Origin of the sequence: Pseudomonas caricapapayae, from assembly GCF_001400735.1 — a bacterium.
GTDB lineage: Bacteria > Pseudomonadota > Gammaproteobacteria > Pseudomonadales > Pseudomonadaceae > Aquipseudomonas > Aquipseudomonas caricapapayae.
Genome location: NZ_LJPW01000064.1, coordinates 125,273 through 142,720, shown reverse-complemented (window position 1 = coordinate 142,720; position 17,448 = coordinate 125,273). Strand labels below are relative to the sequence as shown.

17 protein-coding genes are annotated in these 17,448 nt (G+C 57.4%); 10 read left to right on the top strand and 7 right to left on the bottom strand.

All coding sequences use genetic code 11. The annotated features are described in order from the left end of the window. Window positions 1–35 precede the first annotated feature (35 nt). Together ALO80_RS09760 and ALO80_RS09755 are read left to right on the top strand one after the other, a co-directional pair. Window positions 36–1,694: a nitrite/sulfite reductase gene (locus ALO80_RS09760; protein WP_055008851.1), complete on the top strand. Its 1,659-nt coding sequence runs from the start codon at window positions 36–38 to the stop codon at window positions 1,692–1,694. After that, window positions 1,678–2,172: a DUF934 domain-containing protein gene (locus ALO80_RS09755; RefSeq protein WP_054988720.1), complete on the top strand. Its 495-nt coding sequence runs from the start codon at window positions 1,678–1,680 to the stop codon at window positions 2,170–2,172. Before ALO80_RS09760 ends, ALO80_RS09755 begins: the two co-directional genes overlap by 17 nt. A 165-nt stretch (window positions 2,173–2,337) precedes the next feature. On the opposite strand, the gene sohB is transcribed toward ALO80_RS09755, so the two are convergent. Then, on the bottom strand, window positions 2,338–3,360 hold the full coding sequence (sohB, locus tag ALO80_RS09750; RefSeq protein ID WP_055008850.1) for a protease SohB: 1,023 nt from the start codon (window positions 3,358–3,360) through the stop codon (window positions 2,338–2,340). Window positions 3,361–3,565: 205 nt separating this feature from the next. Between sohB and ALO80_RS09745 the strand changes: the two genes are divergently transcribed. The 6 genes from ALO80_RS09745 to ALO80_RS09720 all read left to right on the top strand — a co-directional run bounded on the left by ALO80_RS09745 (window position 3,566) and on the right by ALO80_RS09720 (window position 8,838). Further along, window positions 3,566–4,276 (top strand): histidine phosphatase family protein, encoded by a 711-nt coding sequence (locus ALO80_RS09745; RefSeq protein ID WP_055008849.1) that lies wholly within the window; start codon window positions 3,566–3,568, stop codon window positions 4,274–4,276. 55 nt (window positions 4,277–4,331) lie between these two features. Next, window positions 4,332–4,649 carry an SCP2 sterol-binding domain-containing protein gene (locus ALO80_RS09740; RefSeq protein WP_055008848.1) on the top strand — a complete coding sequence of 106 codons (318 nt, stop codon included), beginning with the start codon at window positions 4,332–4,334 and terminating at the stop codon, window positions 4,647–4,649. A gap of 203 nt (window positions 4,650–4,852) precedes the next feature. Beyond that, on the top strand, window positions 4,853–5,920 hold the full coding sequence (locus ALO80_RS09735; RefSeq protein ID WP_055008847.1) for a phosphotransferase family protein: 1,068 nt from the start codon (window positions 4,853–4,855) through the stop codon (window positions 5,918–5,920). A 27-nt stretch (window positions 5,921–5,947) separates the two neighbouring features. Beyond that, a complete protein-coding gene (locus tag ALO80_RS09730) occupies window positions 5,948–6,715 on the top strand; it encodes an SDR family oxidoreductase (RefSeq protein ID WP_055008846.1) in 768 nt (255 codons plus the stop codon). 103 nt (window positions 6,716–6,818) lie between these two features. Further along, window positions 6,819–7,967, top strand: a complete 1,149-nt coding sequence (locus ALO80_RS09725; protein ID WP_055008845.1) for a Gfo/Idh/MocA family protein — start codon at window positions 6,819–6,821, stop codon at window positions 7,965–7,967. Between the two features lie 91 nt (window positions 7,968–8,058). After that, window positions 8,059–8,838, top strand: coding sequence for a TSUP family transporter (locus tag ALO80_RS09720; RefSeq protein WP_055008844.1), 780 nt, complete (start codon window positions 8,059–8,061; stop codon window positions 8,836–8,838). Here ALO80_RS09720 and nudC read toward each other — a convergent pair. Both nudC and ALO80_RS09710 read right to left on the bottom strand, forming a co-directional pair. After that, a complete protein-coding gene (nudC, locus tag ALO80_RS09715; protein ID WP_055006334.1) occupies window positions 8,806–9,642 on the bottom strand; it encodes an NAD(+) diphosphatase in 837 nt (278 codons plus the stop codon). The two genes, ALO80_RS09720 and nudC, sit on opposite strands and share 33 nt — an antisense overlap. 39 nt (window positions 9,643–9,681) lie before the next feature. Next, window positions 9,682–10,494, bottom strand: coding sequence for a crotonase/enoyl-CoA hydratase family protein (locus tag ALO80_RS09710; RefSeq protein ID WP_055008843.1), 813 nt, complete (start codon window positions 10,492–10,494; stop codon window positions 9,682–9,684). A 219-nt stretch (window positions 10,495–10,713) separates the two neighbouring features. Between ALO80_RS09710 and ALO80_RS09705 the strand changes: the two genes are divergently transcribed. Further along, window positions 10,714–12,198, top strand: a complete 1,485-nt coding sequence (locus ALO80_RS09705; RefSeq protein WP_055008842.1) for an ATPase domain-containing protein — start codon at window positions 10,714–10,716, stop codon at window positions 12,196–12,198. Continuing rightward, window positions 12,195–14,225: a response regulator gene (locus ALO80_RS09700; RefSeq protein WP_055008841.1), complete on the top strand. Its 2,031-nt coding sequence runs from the start codon at window positions 12,195–12,197 to the stop codon at window positions 14,223–14,225. The genes ALO80_RS09705 and ALO80_RS09700 overlap by 4 nt, the downstream gene beginning before the upstream one ends. Window positions 14,226–14,293: 68 nt before the next feature. Here the strand turns inward: ALO80_RS09700 and ALO80_RS09695 are convergent, their stop codons facing one another. The 4 genes from ALO80_RS09695 to ALO80_RS09680 form a co-directional block, all read right to left on the bottom strand. Further along, a complete protein-coding gene (locus ALO80_RS09695) occupies window positions 14,294–14,671 on the bottom strand; it encodes a response regulator (RefSeq protein WP_055008840.1) in 378 nt (125 codons plus the stop codon). A 122-nt stretch (window positions 14,672–14,793) separates the two neighbouring features. Further along, the gene (locus ALO80_RS09690) at window positions 14,794–15,975 is read right to left on the bottom strand and encodes a hybrid sensor histidine kinase/response regulator (protein WP_055008839.1); all 1,182 of its coding nucleotides are present in this window, start codon (window positions 15,973–15,975) and stop codon (window positions 14,794–14,796) included. Continuing rightward, window positions 15,969–16,583, bottom strand: coding sequence for a chemotaxis protein CheB (locus ALO80_RS09685; RefSeq protein ID WP_055008838.1), 615 nt, complete (start codon window positions 16,581–16,583; stop codon window positions 15,969–15,971). The genes ALO80_RS09690 and ALO80_RS09685 overlap by 7 nt, the downstream gene beginning before the upstream one ends. After that, entirely contained in the window at window positions 16,580–17,401 is an 822-nt protein-coding gene (locus tag ALO80_RS09680) for a CheR family methyltransferase (RefSeq protein WP_055008837.1), read from the bottom strand. The genes ALO80_RS09685 and ALO80_RS09680 overlap by 4 nt, the downstream gene beginning before the upstream one ends. Window positions 17,402–17,448: the final 47 nt, after the last annotated feature.

Here is a 17,448-nt window from a genome sequence, read left to right as displayed (position 1 = left end):
CCTGCTTCATGACGAAGCCTGAGAACAGGATCTATATGTACGTATACGACGATTACGATCAGAAGATCATCGAGGACCGCGTCAAGCAGTTCCGGGATCAGACCCGACGCTATCTGGCCGGGGAGCTGAGCGAGGAAGAGTTTCGACCGTTGCGCCTGCAAAACGGCCTTTATGTCCAGCGCTTCGCGCCGATGTTGCGCGTCGCTGTTCCATACGGCCAGCTGACATCGCGTCAGGCCCGCATGATGGCAAAAATTGCGCGTGACTACGACAAGGGCTATGCGCACATCAGTACCCGCCAGAACGTGCAGTTCAACTGGCCTGCGCTTGAAGATGTGCCAGACATTCTTGCTGAACTCGCGACCGTCCAGATGCACGCCATCCAGACCAGCGGCAATTGCCTGCGCAACGTGACCACCGATCAGTTTGCCGGCGTCGCCGCAGACGAACTGGTGGACCCACGGCCATGGTGTGAAATCGTCCGTCAGTGGACCACTTTCCACCCGGAATTTGCCTACCTGCCGCGCAAGTTCAAAATCGCAATCAACGGTTCGACCAGTGATCGCGCGGCCATCGAAGTGCATGACATCGGCCTTGAGCCGTTGCGCAACGAAGCCGGCGAGCTGGGCTTCCGCGTTCTGGTGGGTGGCGGCCTTGGCCGTACGCCGGTTGTCGGCGCGTTCATCAATGAGTTCCTGCCCTGGCAGGACCTGTTGAGCTATCTCGATGCCATTCTGCGGGTCTATAACCGTTATGGCCGTCGTGACAACAAGTACAAGGCGCGGATCAAGATTCTGGTCAAGGCACTGACGCCTGAAGTGTTCGCCGCCAAGGTAGAGGCCGAAATGGCTCACCTGCGTGGCGGTCAGACCACCCTGACCGAGGCAGAAGTGCAGCGCGTTTCCCGGCACTTTGTCGATCCTGACTATAAAACCCTGAGCGACCAGCACACCGAACTGGCTGCGCTGGACGCTCAACACCCCGGTTTCGCTCGCTGGCGGCAACGCAATGTGCTGGCTCACAAGAAGCCGGGCTACATCGCGGTGACCCTTTCGCTCAAGCCAACCGGCGTTGCACCAGGCGATGTGACCGACAAGCAGCTGGATGCCATCGCCGATCTGGCCGACCGTTACAGCTTCGGTCAGTTGCGCACTTCCCATGAGCAGAACATCATCCTTGCCGACGTCGAGCAGGCCGAGCTGTTCACATTGTGGAACGAACTGCGCGATAACGGCTTCGCCACACCCAACATTGGTCTTCTGACCGATATCATCTGCTGCCCAGGCGGCGATTTCTGCTCGCTGGCCAACGCCAAATCGATTCCGATTGCAGAATCGATCCAGCGCCGCTTCGACGATCTGGATTACCTGTTCGATATCGGTGAGCTGGACCTGAACATTTCCGGTTGCATGAATGCCTGTGGTCACCATCATGTCGGCCATATCGGCGTGCTGGGCGTGGACAAGAAAGGTGAAGAGTTCTATCAGGTCTCATTGGGCGGCAGCGCGAGCCGCGATGCGAGCCTGGGCAAGATCCTCGGCCCTTCCTTTGCTCAGGAGGCAATGCCGGACGTGATCGAGAAGTTGATCGATGTCTACGTTGAAAAACGTACCGAAGACGAGCGCTTTATCGACACTTATCAACGTATTGGCATTGACCCTTTCAAGGAGCGCGTCTATGCAGCGAATCATTAAGAACAACGAAGTCATTGATGAAACCTGGCATCTGCTGCCCAAGGAAACCACCTTTGACAGCCTGTCGAACGCTGATGACCTGATCGTGCCCCTGGCACTGTGGCGTGAACACGCTCATGCGCTCAAGGCCCGCGACGGGGGCCTGGGCGTATGGCTGGACAGCGATGAAGAAGCCGAAGAGATCGGAGCGGACGTCGACCAGTTTCAGGTCATCGCTCTCAATTTCCCGGCCTTCACGGACGGTCGCAGCTTCTCGAATGCGCGCCTGTTGCGTGATCGTTTCGGCTACAAAGGTGAGTTGCGTGCCATCGGTGATGTGCTGCGCGACCAGCTGTTCTATATGCGCCGTTGTGGCTTCGACGCGTTTGCGGTGCGTGCCGACAAGGATCCGTACGAAGCACTGGAAGGCCTGAAAGATTTTTCGGTCACCTATCAGGCCGCGACCGACGAGCCACTGCCGCTGTTTCGCCGCCGCTGAGTCAGGCACCTGATACTTGGTCGACGTGCTCATGGCTGGGCACGAGACTTTGATTATCGTGCCGACGCTGCGCATCGGAATGCAGTCCTGACGCTCTGCGTCACACGGCGGTTCTGTGGTGTCGGGTGGATTAGGAGTCGACTCAGGTCAGTCTTTCGCCCGCACCTACCAGAAACGCTGCTGGGTCAAACGCCCCCACCACTTCGCAGCCATCTGATCCGCTGATATAGCCGCAGCCATGCCCATGCGCTCCGGCAGGCTCTTGCGTTGCACGTAGTGCAGGTGGAACACGTCTGCCTCCCTGGCTCGCTCGGCCAGGTATTCGTCACTGGTCTTGAGTTCGTCGACCAACAGTTTGTCTAACGCTGCCATACCCAACCACACCTCGCCCGTCGCTACTTCGTCGATGGACAATTGCGGGCGGTAGCTGGCAACGAAGTTCTTGAACAGATCATGGGTGATGTCCAGGTCCTGCTGGAATTTCTCACGGCCCTTCTCGGTGTTTTCGCCAAAAACGGTCAGGGTGCGCTTGTATTCGCCGGCGGTCAGCACTTCGAAATCGATGTCATGCTTTTTCAGCAGGCGATTGACATTGGGCAACTGCGCCACAACGCCAATGGACCCGAGGACGGCGAACGGTGCGCTGATAATCTTGTTGCCGATGCAGGCCATCATGTACCCGCCGCTGGCGGCTACCTTGTCGATGCATACGGTAAGCGGAATACCCGCCTGCCTGATGCGCGCCAGCTGCGAAGATGCCAGACCGTAGCTGTGCACCATGCCGCCGCCGCTTTCCAGACGCAGGACCACTTCGTCCTTGTCGGTGGCCAGCGTCAGCAGTGCGGTGATTTCATGACGCATGCTTTCAGTCGCCGAAGCCTTGATGTCGCCGTCGAAATCCAGCACGTAGACTCGGGCCTTGTGCTCGGCCTGCTTTTTGTCTTTCTTCAGAGCTTTGCCCTGCTCCTTGCGCAGCGTCTTAAGGCGATCCTTGTCGAGCAACGACTGCTCGAGCCGCTCGCGCAGCCCCTTGTAGAAATCATTGAGCCGGGTGACCTGCAACTGCCCGGCCGACTTGCGACGCCCCTTGCCACGCATGGAGGCAATTGCAACCAGCACCACCACAATGGCGATTACCAGCGTCACGGTTTTAGCCAGAAAACTTGCGTAATCGACAACGAAATCCACGAATATCCCTCATGTGCTTCAGGCCCTTACCAACCAAGGGCCGCGATGAATGCAGCATACCGACGCCCGGTGCGGTGCACCAGCGACCGAGCCGTTACAAACCATTAAAACGATGATTTCAAACGAGCGTATGTTTTTTCATTGACAGTTCCCCGGCATCCCTCATAACCTCGACGAACCTTCAGCGTACCGAGAAGATACGGACGTGGGCAGCATCTACCTCATACGACATGGCCAGGCCTCATTTGGTGCAGACAATTACGACGTCCTGTCGCCTGTTGGCATTCGTCAGTCTCAAGTGCTGGGTGCCCACCTTGCCCAACTGGGCCTGACGTTCGACCGCTGCATATCCGGTGAACTCCTGCGCCAGAAAGACACCGCACAGCATGTGCTGGGCCAGTACACCGAAGCCGGTCTTGAAGCGCCACCCCTGCAACTGGACAGCGCTTTCGACGAATTCGACGCCGAAGGGGTGATCCGTGCTCTGATCCCGGCGATGCTCGGCGACGAACCCCAAGCGCTGGACATTCTGCGCGACGTTGTCGGCAACCCCGCAGGGTTTCAACGGCTGTTCAACCTGATAACCACGCGCTGGCTCAGTGGCAGCCATGACACGCCGGGGCTGCAAAGCTGGCAGGGTTTTGTCGCCGGCGTTGAAGCAGGTCTGAAGAGAATCCTCCAGACCGCCGGCCCTCATGAGCGCATTGCTGTATTCACATCCGGCGGCACCATTACCGCCCTGCTGCACCTTGTTACCGGAATGCCCGCATTGAACGCATTGGCGCTTCACTGGCATATCGTCAACACTTCGCTGCATCGGCTTAAATTCAAAGGCAACGACGTTACCCTGGCTTCCTTCAACGGTTACACGCATTTGCAACTGCTGAAGACGCCGGAGCTCATTACCTATCGCTGAGCCCGGCCAATCGCGTCCCTACGGACGCAAGCACTCACCACAAAAGGATCAAGACATGACCTCAGTAGCAGACGCCGTACAGACCATGAAAAACAAGTTCAACCCGGCTGCGGCTGCCGGGCTGGATCTGGTCTTCGGCTTCAACATCACCGACGAAGACAAACACTACGCGCTGATCGTCAAAGACAGCACCTGCGAATTGCAGGAAGGCGAAAACCCGGACGCCAACGTGACTCTGGTCATGGACAGCGAAACCCTCAAGGGCATCGTCAGCGGCGAGACCGATGGCATGCAGGCGTTCATGGGCGGCAAACTGCGCGCCGAGGGCGACATGATGCTGGCCATGAAGCTCAGCGAACTGTTCCCGGTTTAAACGCCTGGCGGTTCAGATGCTGCACCCCTGAAAACCGAAGCCCGCCAGCTTCGGTTTTTTTGTCCGTAACATTTAGCAATCAGAGCCACTGATTGCCCGGCAATACGCTAGCCTATAAAGCTGTCACCAGCTTGCTCAGGGCCTGGACGCTCATTAGATTAGTCAATAGTTTGAGCTGACCATAATAAACACTAGGGATACGTATGGCACTGACTGACCAGTCCACCGAGATTCGCGCCGGCGAAGAACTGGACGCTTCCCTGATAGATCCGTACCTGAAGATGCATATGCCGGATCTGCAGGGCGCTCCGGCAATCAGCCAGTTCCCGGGTGGAGCATCGAATCTGACCTATCTGATTCAGTACCCTGAGCGAGAGTTGGTACTGCGTCGCCCCCCTTTCGGACACAAGGCACGATCGGCGCACGACATGGGTCGTGAATACCGCATTCTCAACCAGCTCAAGCGTGCATTCCCGTATTGCCCCGAAGCTTACCTGTACTGCACGGACGAGTCGGTGATCGGCTCGGAGTTTTACGTAATGCAGCGCGTCAGAGGGGTCATCCTGCGCTCCGACCTCCCACCCGGGCTGGCTCTGGAAGCACAGCAGACCGAAGACTTGTGCAAGAGCTTCATCGACAAGCTGGTAGACCTGCACCGCGTCGATTATCAAGCCTGCGGGTTGGGTGATCTTGGCAAGCCGCAGGGCTATGTTCAGCGGCAGATCTCCGGCTGGTCCGAGCGCTATGAAAAAGCACTGACGCCGGATGCCCCGGCATGGGACCAGGTCAAACGCTGGCTGGTCGACAAAATGCCCGCCGACTCGCCTGTTTCCAGCATCGTGCATAACGACTATCGCTTCGACAATGTGATCCTCGATCCTGCCAACCCGATGCGCATCATCGGCGTGCTGGACTGGGAGCTGACCACGCTCGGCGATCCGTTGATGGACCTCGGCAACACGCTCGCCTACTGGGTCCAGGCTGACGATCCGCTACCGGTTCAGTTGACACGTCGCCAGCCGAGCAATGCCCCAGGCATGCTGACACGCCAGGCATTCGTCGACTATTACGCCGAACGCTCGGGCATCCGTATCGACAATTTCGATTTCTATTACACCTACGGCCTGTTTCGTCTGGCCGGTATCGTGCAACAGATTTACTACCGCTTTTTTCACGGCCAGACTCAGGACAAGCGCTTTGCCCGGTTCATCGACATGAACAGGCTGCTGGAGCAAATGAGCCTGAACGTTATCGCCAGATCCAGCTTGTAACAAACCGCACCAAGACAAGGAAATGACATGTCCAGAACCCAGCTTTTCGACCTTGATGGCAAGGTTGCATTCGTTTCAGGTGCCAGCCGGGGAATCGGCGAAGCCATTGCCCGACTGCTTGCCCTACAGGGCGCACATGTCGTTGTGTCAAGCCGCAGGCTCGACGGCTGCCAGGCGGTCGCCGACGCCATTGTCAATGAGGGTGGCAAGGCGACGGCGATTGCCTGCCACATCGGTGAGATGGAGCAGATAACCGCCGTCTTTGCCCAGATTCGTCAGCAATTCGGGCGCCTGGATGTGCTGGTCAACAATGCGGCCACCAACCCGCAGTTCTGCAATGTACTGGACACTGACCCCGGTGCCTTCCAGAAGACAGTCGACGTCAACATCCGTGGTTACTTTTTCATGTCAGTGGAGGCCGGCAAGCTGATGCGCGAAGGTGGTGGCGGCAGCATCATCAACGTTGCATCCATCAATGCGGTGTCGCCTGGTGCCTATCAGGGTGTCTATTCAATGACCAAGGCAGCGGTGGTCAACATGACCAAGGTGTTTGCCAAGGAATGCGCAGAGTTCGGTATCCGCTGCAACGCATTGCTCCCCGGGTTGACAGACACCAAGTTCGCCTCAGCGCTGGTCAAGAATGATGCGATCCTCAACATGGCGCTGTCGCAGATCCCGTTGAAACGCGTCGCAGCCCCCAGCGAAATGGCTGGTGCCGTCCTTTATCTGGCGAGTGAGGCATCCAGCTACACCACTGGCGTAGCGCTGAACGTAGATGGCGGCTTCCTGTCCTGAGGGCTTGATCTGAACGTCGCACCAAAAAAATGAATTAATTTTCCATATTTTATCTATATGGAATATATTTTCCGCATAACAACAATCCTCTCTGGAGAATGTCATGCGGGAATCCTCTTTTACATCTCAGCCGCAATTGGGCGTCGGGCTGATCGGCACCGGCTTCATGGGCCGCGCCCATGCCTTGGCGTTTGGCAATGCCAACGCCGCCCTTGAGCTGCCAGCACGCATCCGGCTGGTCGCCGTCGCAGATGCCGACAGCGCCAGGGCTGAACAATGTGCGAACGCCTGGGGCTTTGATCGCAGCCATGCGGACTGGCAGCAATTGATCCATGATCCGCACGTACAGATCGTGGCGATCACCACGCCCAATCATTTGCACTTCCCCATGGCAATGTCCGCCATCGCTGCGGGCAAGGCAGTTTATTGCGAAAAGCCATTGGCGGTGAGTCTCGCCCAGGCTGATGAGATGCGCCAAAGCGCCAAAGCCGCCGGAGTCATCACTCAAGTCGGCTACAACTACCAGCACAACCCGATGATCGGCCTCGCCAGAGAAATGATCGAAGCGGGAGAGCTGGGCGATATCGTCAGTTTTCAGGGCGAGTTCAGTGAAGACTTCATGGGCAATCCGTCTTCGCCATGGTCCTGGCGTTGTGAAGCCGCGCATGCGGGCGGCGCGCTCGCCGATCTGGGCAGTCACTTGCTGGCCATGGCTCGCCATCTGCTGGGCGATGTGCAAGCGGTCTGCGCCGACGCCAGCACCGTCCACCGCCAACGGCCTGCCAGCACCGGCAGTCATGAGATGCGTGCCATCGCCGTGGATGATCAGACCCATGCACTGCTGCGCTTCGCCAACGGTGCGCGCGGTACCTTCAGCAGCAGTTGGCTCAAACACGGCTACAAAAACCACCTGAGCTTCGAAATCAGTGGCACCAAGGGCACACTGGCGTTTGATCAGGAGCGCCTGAACGAGTTGCGTATCTACCGCACAGGTGCAACCGGGCGCGATGGTTTCCAGCGTCTGCTGGCGGGCCCTGCGCAACCCGGTTATGCGGCATTCTGCCCTGCTCCCGGCCATCAGTTGGGTTACAACGAACTCAAGGCCCTTGAAGTACAGGCGCTCGTCCAGGCGGTATGCGGTCAGGGCTGCCGTGGTCCGGACTTCGAAGAAGCCTGGCAGATCGAGCGTCTGGCGACAGCCATTCGCCTTGCCGCCGCAGAGCAACGCTGGGTCGCACTCAGCGATATCTGACTTCCTGCAACGCTTGCCAAGGGGGTAGAATGCGCCACATTCCGGCAGCCATTCTGCCCTCTCGCCTCTCCCTGCAAGCACGCCTGCCACCATGCCTTTTGAACTCAGCGTCGACCTGACCACCCTCGCCATCCTTGCTGCTGTCGCCTTCATCGCGGGATTTATCGACGCCATTGCCGGTGGCGGCGGACTGCTTACCACGCCGGCCTTGATGACGGCAGGCCTGCCGCCGCATCTGGTGCTGGGGACCAACAAGCTCAGCTCGACGTTTGGTTCGGCAACCGCCAGCTTCACGTTCTACCGCCGCAAGCTTTTCCATCCGCAGCAGTGGATACACGCGGTGGTCGGCACTGCGGTGGGTGCAGCAGCAGGTGCAGTCATCGCCCATTATCTGCCAGCGGAATGGTTGAACCAGATGTTGCCGGTGATCGTGTTTGGTTGCGGGCTTTACTTGCTGTTTGGCGGCACGCCCAAGGCACCGCTGGACAGCAATGCGCCAATCAAAAAGAAATGGCAATTGCCGCAAGGGCTGGGGCTAGGTTTCTATGATGGCGTTGCAGGGCCGGGCACCGGTGCCTTCTGGACGGTCAGCACGTTGCTTCTCTACCCGGTCGACCTGGTCAAGGCGAGCGGTGTTGCACGCAGCATGAACTTTGTCAGCAATGCCGTGGCGCTGTCGGTATTCATCTTTTCCGGCCAGGTGGATTACATCATCGGCCTGAGCATGGGGCTTGCGGTGATGCTAGGTGCCTACTTCGGCGCAGGCACCGCGATCAAAGGCGGTGCAAAATTCATCCGTCCGGTGTTCATTACCGTCGTATTGGGCCTGACTGTGCGCCTAGCCTGGCAACACTGGTTCGGGGGCGCCTGAGCGCTCGGCCAGATAAGCCTCGATGAGGTAGCGAGCGATGGAACGGTTGGCCGGCAACGGCGGCAAGTCATCGACATGAAACCAGCGTGCATCTTCGATTTCTTCAGCCTGAGGCACGATTTCTCCGCTGTCATACTCAGCATGGAACCCGAGCATCATTGAATGCGGAAACGGCCAGCACTGACTGCCCATGTACTTCAGGTTCTTGATGCGTACCTGCACCTCTTCCATCACTTCGCGATGCACACAATCTTCAGCAGACTCTCCTGGCTCCACAAACCCGGCCAGCGCGCTGTACATGCCGGTGACAAAACGTGGCGAGCGGGCCAGTAGGATTTCATCGCCACGGGTGACCAGCACGATCATGCTTGGGGAGATACGCGGATAAAGACGCAGGTTGTCATGCTCGCAGAACATTGCCCGCTCTCCGCGAATCTGCACCGTCGCACGACCACAGGCCCCGCAAAAGCGATGTTCCCTGGCCCACGTGCTCACCTGAGCGGCGTACCCCAGCATCTGGAAGACCGCAAAATCGCCCTCAAGCATGAACTGACGCAAGCCTTGCCATGAGCAGCCCTCGACCGTAACCGAACGATCAAGCACCAGCAAATATACCGGCTCACCTTCAAAATAGCCGATGCCGTGCTCGCTCTGTACCGGCAGGTCCAGGCCCGCCAACCAGCCTCTGGGGAACATTGCCCCGTTGGCATCCAGTAAAAAACCCTGTTCGCTCTGAACCACGGCCAAACCACCATCGGCCTCGACATCCAGAACTGCAGTTGTCCAACGCTCCGGGCGTGCCATGGAAAAACTCCTCTGCTCAGACTTGAGCGCAGTCATGTATCAGTTATCGAAGACCGGCTTCTGCTTGCTCATCTGCGCAACCATTGCCAGTTTCAGGTCAGGTGATTGCAGCATGGCTGCGTTCCAGATGGCAACGTGTTCGAGGCCATCTTCCACTCGGTGATCGCGCATGTAGCTGATCATCTGCTTGGTGCCCTCAATGGCAACAGGGGATTTATCGGCTATTTCCCGAGCCACTGCGAAGACGCCCTGCAACAGACCTTCCAGGTCATCGAAGGTGCGATTGACCAGCCCGATCCTCTGCGCCTCCTCAGCACCCACAGTACGGCCGGTATAAGCCAGTTCACGCAGCATGCCGTCCCCAATGATCCTGGGCAGACGTTGCAGCGTTCCCACATCCGCCGCCATGCCCATGTCGATCTCACGAATGGCAAACTGAGCGTCGGCGGCCGCATAACGCATATCGCAAGCCGAAATCAGATCAATTGCGCCCCCCAGACAATAGCCCTGAATCGCCGCCAACACTGGTTTTCGGCAATTGGCCACTGCCGTAAAAGAAGCCTGCATATCCCGAATCTTGCGCCTCAACAGCCGGGCATTGCGACCTGCGTCCTTGCCCAACTGGCCGGCGACCGAGGCCAGTAATGCCAGATCTATACCTGAAGAAAAATGCTTGCCCGCTCCGCTGAGAACGACCACCCGAACTTCATCATTGCGTTCGATCCAGTCGAATATCGCAATTATTTCAGTCCAGAACGCTTCGTTCATTGCATTGAGCTTTTCAGGCCGGTTGATCTGCACGCGAGCAATGCTGTCAACCAGCTCGACCCGGAAACTTTGATAATCGGTCACGACTTGATCCTCAGGCAGATTGCGTGTTCAGGCGCTGGACTATAACAACAGCAGCGCAGACATCGTAACCGGACTGAAGTGACATTTGCCGGACCGCCCACCCACTAACTGTCTATTCTGGGCGTACCGGCTACCGTTAAATACTGTGAACGGTCAGAATGCCGGGAGGTCCAGTAATGAGCGACAGCAAAACCTATATGGGTGACTAGAGGGCGATACTTGAATACGTCAAAAGCGGCAACCGGGATTGAAGGTCTGGATGACATCCTTTCGGGTGGTCTTTCACGCAGTCATGTTTTTCTTCTAGAAGGAGAACCCGGAACCGGCAAGACAACCGTGGCACTGCATTTCCTGCAGGCAGGTGCGGCAGCGGGCGAAATCTCGCTGTATATCACCTTGTCAGAGACCGAGAGCGAGCTGCGCTCAGGGGCTGCCTCACACGGCTGGGAACTTGACGATAAAATCAATATCTTCGAGTTGACGCCACCTGAAAGCCTCCTTGATGCGGATCATCATCAAAGCCTGCTGTATTCCTCGGACCTGGAGCTGGGGGAAGCAACGCGACAGATATTCGAGGTGGTTGAACGGGTCAAACCTTCTCGCGTGGTGATCGACAGCCTTTCGGAAATCCGCCTTCTTGCGCAAAGTTCATTGCGCTACAGGCGTCAGATTCTGGCCATCAAGCATTACTTCACTCGGTATAACGCGACGGTACTCCTGCTGGATGACCTGACGACCGAAGCGCTGGACAAAACCGTACACAGCGTCGCTCATGGCGTTATCCGGCTCGAAGCGTTGACGCCTACCTACGGTGCAGAGCGCAGGCGTCTGAAGATCGTCAAGTACCGCGGCCAGAAGTACCGCGGCGGTTTCCACGACTTCACCATCGTCGAGAACGGCATTCATGTGTTCCCGCGCCTGGTTGCCGCCGAGCATCGCTCCAATTACGCCCGCACCCAGGTCAGCAGTGGCATCAAGGAGCTGGATAACCTGCTGGGCGGTGGCATAGAGGGCGGCTCCAGCACCCTGATTCTGGGCCCTGCCGGTACCGGTAAATCCCTCATCTCACTGGTGTTCGCCGTGCAGGCGGTGGCCCGTGGCGAACGCGTGGGCCTGTTCATATTCGATGAAGAAATGGGTTTGCTTTTCGAACGCATGCTCAAGCTCGGGATCGACCTGCGCGCGCTTCAGGAAACCGGCAATCTTGTAGTGGAGCAGATTGATGCGGCGGAGCTTTCTCCTGGCGAGTTTGCGCATCGCGTAAGGCGCGCCGTGGACCGCAAGCAGATAAAGACAGTGATCATCGACAGCATCAATGGTTATCAGGCTGCCATGCCGGAAGAAAGCGCTTTGGTTCTGCACATGCATGAGCTGCTGCTCTATCTCAATCGCCAGGGCGCATCGACCTTCATGACCGTCGCGCAGCACGGACTGGTCGGTGACATGCGCTCTCCGGTCGACATAACCTATCTGGCCGACAGCGTGATTCTGCTGCGTTACTTCGAAGCGTTGGGCCAGGTACGACGTGCGATATCCATCATCAAAAAGCGTACGGGCACGCATGAGTCGACTATTCGTGAATACCGCATCAGCTCCAACGGACTGAAGATAGGTGAGCCGCTCGAGGCCTTTCAGGGTGTACTGCGCGGCGTGCCTTCCTACCTTGGCGACAAGAAACCGCTGCTGGAGGATGACGACCTGTGAGTATTCCAGGTCTGTTGTCAGAGCGTGCAGTCATTCTGGCACCCAGAGGGCGAGACAGCCAGATTGCCACACGCATTCTCAATGAAGCCGGTTATCCCGCGACGGTAGCCCGTGATCTGTTCGAACTGGTAAGAGAACTGGACACGGGCGCAGGCCTGGCGATCATTGCCGATGAGGCTCTGCGCAACGGGGACATCACGCCCTTGCTGGAGCTTCTGGGTCGCCAGCCGGCGTGGTCGGATTTGCCGATCGTCCTGCTCACCCATCACGGTGGCCCGGATCACAATCCGTCTGCACACATGGGCAACCTGCTGGGCAATGTGACCTTTCTCGAACGTCCTTTCCACCCTGTAACGCTGGTCAGCCTGGTGGTTACGGCAGTGCGCGGTCGCAGACGTCAATATGAAGCCCGGGCTCGCATGGAAGACCTGCATGAAAGTGAAGGCAGACTGCAAAACGCGCTGAAGGCCGGCAGGCTGGGTTCGTGGTTGCTGGAAGCGGAATATCTCACGCTGACCTGCTCGGCGATCACCAAAAGCCACTACGGCCGCGACGAGCAGGACACGTTCAGTTACGACGACTGGCTCGCGGCTGTCTATTTCGAAGATCAACCCAGAATGCAGTCGGCGCTCCAGCGCAGTCTGGATACCGGTGTCGACCTGATCATCGAGTACCGCAACGTCTGGCCGGATGGCTCGCTCAGTTGGGTGGATGTGCGCGCTCGCGCCATTCGCGCCAAGAACGGTTTGATCAGTTCTCTGGCCGGCGTCACCTCCGACATCACCGAGCGCAAGCAAGCCGAGTCGCAGTTACGCCGACTCAACGAAACACTGGAGCAGCAGGTCGAAGAGCGCACCTCCCAGTTGCGACACAAGGAAGACATTCTTCGCCAATCGCAAAAAATGGAAGCGGTCGGTCAGTTGACAGGCGGAATCGCCCATGACTTCAACAACATGCTGACAGGCATCATCGGCAGCCTGGAGTTGATAAGAAGGCGTCTGGCACGCGGCCATACAGAAGACCTGAACACCCTTATCGATCTTGGCGTGACCTCGGCGAATCGTGCTGCGGCACTTACCCACCGCTTGCTGGCATTCTCAAGGCGTCAGTCGCTGGACTCCAAAGCGGTGGAGATGAACCATCTGGTCAACGCCATGGACGAACTGCTGCAGCGCAGCGTCAACGAAAGCATTCATTTGCAGTTGCGCCTGGCAAACGATCTATGGACGGCGGAAGCAGACCCCAATCAGCTGGAAAGTGCCCTGCTCAATCTGGTGCTGAACGCCCGCGACGCCATGCCAGACGGCGGCACACTGGTAGTTGAGACCTTCAATCAGCAACTGGACAGGTCGTTCACCAATGCCCACGAAAACCTGCTGCCCGGCGACTACGTGGTGCTGAGCGTCAGCGACAACGGCTGCGGTATGCCTGATAACGTCATCAGCCGGGCCTTCGATCCGTTTTTCACCACTAAACCTATCGGCCAGGGCACCGGCCTGGGTCTTTCAATGATTTACGGGTTCAGCAAACAATCTCACGGCCATGTGTCGATCAAGAGTGAAGTGGGCCTGGGCACCACTGTGCAACTGTTCCTGCCGCGGTTCAAGGGGCTTGCAGACGAAGTCGAGCAAAGCTTCCAGAGCAATGCCGTTTACGCCGAAAATGGCGAAACGGTGCTGATCGTCGAAGACGATCCGGCTGTCCGGGCGCTGGTCAGTGAGGTATTGAGCGAATTGGGTTATACCTTCATCGAGGCGGGCGAAGCGCTGGATGCCGTGCCTATCCTGGAGTCGGGTCAGCGCATCGATCTGCTGATCAGCGATGTAGGGCTGCCGGGCATGAATGGCCGACAGCTTGCAGAAATCGCAAGGCAACTGCGACCGGGGCTCAAAGTGCTGTTTATCACCGGTTATGCGGAACACGCCGCTGTCCGCGGAGGCTTCCTCGACACCGGCATGCAACTGATCACCAAACCCTTTGCATTCGACCACCTGACTTCGAAAGTGCGGGAAATGATAGAAGCCTGAGAATGCTCAGGCTTCGGGCAGCGTGGTCCTGCGAAGCGACCTGCTCGTCCGGCTGGCGACTTACATTCTCAGGCCAGCAATTGCTGAATCCGCGATTGCAGCGTTTCCATGGTGAACGGCTTGGCGAGAATAGGTGCCTTGAGCGCAATAGGGCTGCCTGAATCAAGGATTTCGGCGGGGTATCCACTGATGAAGATCACTTTCAATTCAGGTCGAAGCATCACCGCAGGCTCGGCAATCTGTACTCCCGAAATGCCCCCTGGCAGCCGATAATCCGTGATCATCAGATCCAGGTGAGGTTTTGTCGCCAGAATCTCGAAGGCCTGCTCGCCGTTCTCGGCTTTCAGGACACGATAACCCTCACCCGACAGATAATCTGCCAGAAGCATCAGGATCAGGGGTTCGTCTTCGACGATTAGTACGACGTTTTCTGCATCAGCGCTCATTGAACTGCCTTTGATCTTATAAATAGCTGCCATTACGACCACGGCATACGTGGGAGGTTGCGCCAATGTGTGATTAAACTTGATTGCCAGTGGCTACCCTATGTATCGCCCCCGGCTGTCATTTATAAAGGCAGACAAATACGGAACACAGAACCCTTGCCCTCTTCGCTTTCCACCTCGATACGGCCGCCATGAGCCATGACGATCTGGTCGGAAATGAACAGCCCCAGGCCAAGCCCGGCAACGGCATGGCTGCTCGATACCCGCTCGAATTGCTGAAAGATGCGCTTCTGGTTCTCGATCGTGATACCTATACCCTGATCCCGGACTTCAATGAAGGCCTCGCCGTCCTTGCTGTACACATGCACTTCAATCGGCTTGCGCGCACCGTAGCGAAGAGCATTGGTCAACAGATTGGCAACCACCTGCTCGATACGGAACTCGTCCCAGACACCGATGACAGGTGCATCGGCAAACAGCGTAATCGTGGAATCGGCGGCGGCGATCTGTGCGGCAAAACTTTCCAGCAACTGGCTGACGAGCTCGCTCAAGTCAAACGGACTCGGCCTGATCGACAGCTTGCCGGTACGGATTCTCGATACATCCAGCATGTCTTCGATCAGGCGGATAAGACTCTGTATCTGTCGCTCGTCACGGTCGACCATCGCGCGTAACTTTTCCATGGTAAACGCCGATGCGTTGTCCTTGGCCAGGTGAAGCTTGCGTAACTGGGTTTCCAGAATCAGGCCGTTGAGCGGCGTACGCACCTCGTGGGAAACGATGGACATGAAGTCGTCACGCATGCGGATCGCGTGTTCCAGCTCCCCCTGCGTCGACTGCAGACGCTTGAGCAAGGCTTCCTGTTCCTGGCGGCTGCGCTCCAGCTCCTCAACCTGTATTTTCATGGCCTTGCGCTGTCGATACAGATCGACGAACACATTGACCTTGCTTTTGACCGCATGGATATCCAGTGGCTTGTGCAGGAAGTCCACGGCGCCGCTTTCATAGCCCTTGAAGGCATAATTGAGCTCGCGGCCGGCAGCGCTGACGAAAACAATCGGAATGCTCTTGGTTTTCTCGGTGCTGCGCATCATCTCGGCCAGCTCGAACCCGTTCAGTCCGGGCATCTGAACATCGAGAATGGCCAGCGCGAATTCGTGCTGCAACAGCAGTGACAGCGCTTCGTCCGCCGAGAGCGCCTTGTAGACGATTCGATCGCCGCGCTTGATCAGCGCTTCAAGGGCCAGCAGGTTTTCCGGCAAATCATCGACGATGAGCAGTTTTGCCTGAATTTCACTTAACATGCGGTTCGTTCCAGCTCGACCAGCAAGCGGCCAATATCGTTCAGGGAAAGAAGGTAATCCGGCGAGTGCAGCGCCAGGCCAGCCTCGGGCATGGTCGACGCCTGGGCCTGCGAGGGGTCCTGTATCACCGTGAAACCACCATACTTCTTGATCTGCAGCAAACCCCGGGCACCATCACTATTGGCTCCGGTCAACAATACGCCAGCCAGTCGCGGGCCATAGGCATCGGCGGCCGAACCGAACAGAATGTCGATACTGGGCCTTGAGTAAAACACCCTGTCCTCCTGGCTCAATGACAGGGAAAAATCAGACTCCACCGAAACGTGATAACCCGCCGGCGCGACATACAAAGTACCGGGCACAATGTCTTCCTTGTCGTCGGCTTCCTTGACCGGAATCGCAAGACGGTTCTGAAACACGTGGGCCAGTTGGCTACGCCGGTCATCCGGCAAATGCAAAACCATCAGGATCGGCAAGCGGAAACCCGGGCGCAGGTTGCCGAATATTCTAAGCAGGGCCTCTACCCCGCCTGCCGATGCGCCCACGACAATAGCATCGACCTCAGGCAACGGGGTGCCGGACACGTCGGCATCGAACGTGGTTTTCATAATTTCCGGTAGATCCGCTCAGGTTTGACCAGCGCTTCGAAAGCACCGCCGTACGCAGAAAAGTCCAGGGTCTCCTTACTGCCCAGCGCCAGAAAGCCACGATGACACAGCGAGTCGTGGAACAATCCAAAAGCGCGATCCTGAAGCTTTTTATTGAAGTAAATCAGCACGTTACGACAGGAAATAAACTGCGTTTCGGAGAATACACTATCCGTGGCCAGACTGTGATCGGCAAACGTGACTTTTTCGCACAGCGTCTTGTCGAAAATCGCGTAATCGTAGGCGGACGTGTAGTAATCGGCAAAATTGCGTTGCCCGCCCGAGTTACGGTAGTTCTCGGTATAGGTGCGCAGATTGTCCATTGAGAAGATGCCTTGCTTGGCTTTTTCCAGCGAGCTGGGATTGATGTCGGTGGCATAAATGATGGTCCGCTCCAGCAACCCCTCTTCGCGCAGCAGAATAGCCGTGGAATAGACCTCCTCACCCGTGCTGCATCCGGCAATCCACACCTTTATCGAGGGGTAGGTGCGCAGCATCGGCACGACTTCGTTGCGGATCGCCAAAAAGTGCGAGGGATCACGAAACATCTCGCTCACCGGGATCGTGAGAATCTGCAACAGCTGCATGAACGCAGCTGGATCGTGAAGCACACGCTCCTGCAGCGCCGAGATGGTCGCACAATCGAACTGACGCAGCGCATGGATCACACGCCGCTTGATCGATGCACCGGAATAGTCGCGAAAATCGTAGCTGTACTTGAGGTAAATCGCCTCGATCAACAGGCGCAGCTCGATCTCGATGCCTGGATCAAGGTGCATGATGCCATCCGGTTTTGCGTTCCAGGGCACGCCGCCATTGAGTCGTC

Excerpts from the sequence above, each read along its gene's own strand:
- nudC (WP_055006334.1), bottom strand. The coding sequence starts at position 9,642 with ATGGCACGCCCGGAGCGTTGGACAACTGCAGTTCTGGATGTCGAGGCC.
- ALO80_RS09730 (WP_055008846.1), top strand. The coding sequence starts at position 5,948 with ATGTCCAGAACCCAGCTTTTCGACCTTGATGGCAAGGTTGCATTCGTT.
- ALO80_RS09690 (WP_055008839.1), bottom strand. The coding sequence starts at position 15,975 with ATGTTAAGTGAAATTCAGGCAAAACTGCTCATCGTCGATGATTTGCCG.
- ALO80_RS09755 (WP_054988720.1), top strand. The coding sequence starts at position 1,678 with ATGCAGCGAATCATTAAGAACAACGAAGTCATTGATGAAACCTGGCAT.
- ALO80_RS09740 (WP_055008848.1), top strand. The coding sequence starts at position 4,332 with ATGACCTCAGTAGCAGACGCCGTACAGACCATGAAAAACAAGTTCAAC.
- ALO80_RS09680 (WP_055008837.1), bottom strand. The coding sequence starts at position 17,401 with ATGCACCTTGATCCAGGCATCGAGATCGAGCTGCGCCTGTTGATCGAG.
- ALO80_RS09720 (WP_055008844.1), top strand. The coding sequence starts at position 8,059 with ATGCCTTTTGAACTCAGCGTCGACCTGACCACCCTCGCCATCCTTGCT.
- ALO80_RS09760 (WP_055008851.1), top strand. The coding sequence starts at position 36 with ATGTACGTATACGACGATTACGATCAGAAGATCATCGAGGACCGCGTC.
- ALO80_RS09735 (WP_055008847.1), top strand. The coding sequence starts at position 4,853 with ATGGCACTGACTGACCAGTCCACCGAGATTCGCGCCGGCGAAGAACTG.
- ALO80_RS09725 (WP_055008845.1), top strand. The coding sequence starts at position 6,819 with ATGCGGGAATCCTCTTTTACATCTCAGCCGCAATTGGGCGTCGGGCTG.
- ALO80_RS09695 (WP_055008840.1), bottom strand. The coding sequence starts at position 14,671 with ATGAGCGCTGATGCAGAAAACGTCGTACTAATCGTCGAAGACGAACCC.
- ALO80_RS09685 (WP_055008838.1), bottom strand. The coding sequence starts at position 16,583 with ATGAAAACCACGTTCGATGCCGACGTGTCCGGCACCCCGTTGCCTGAG.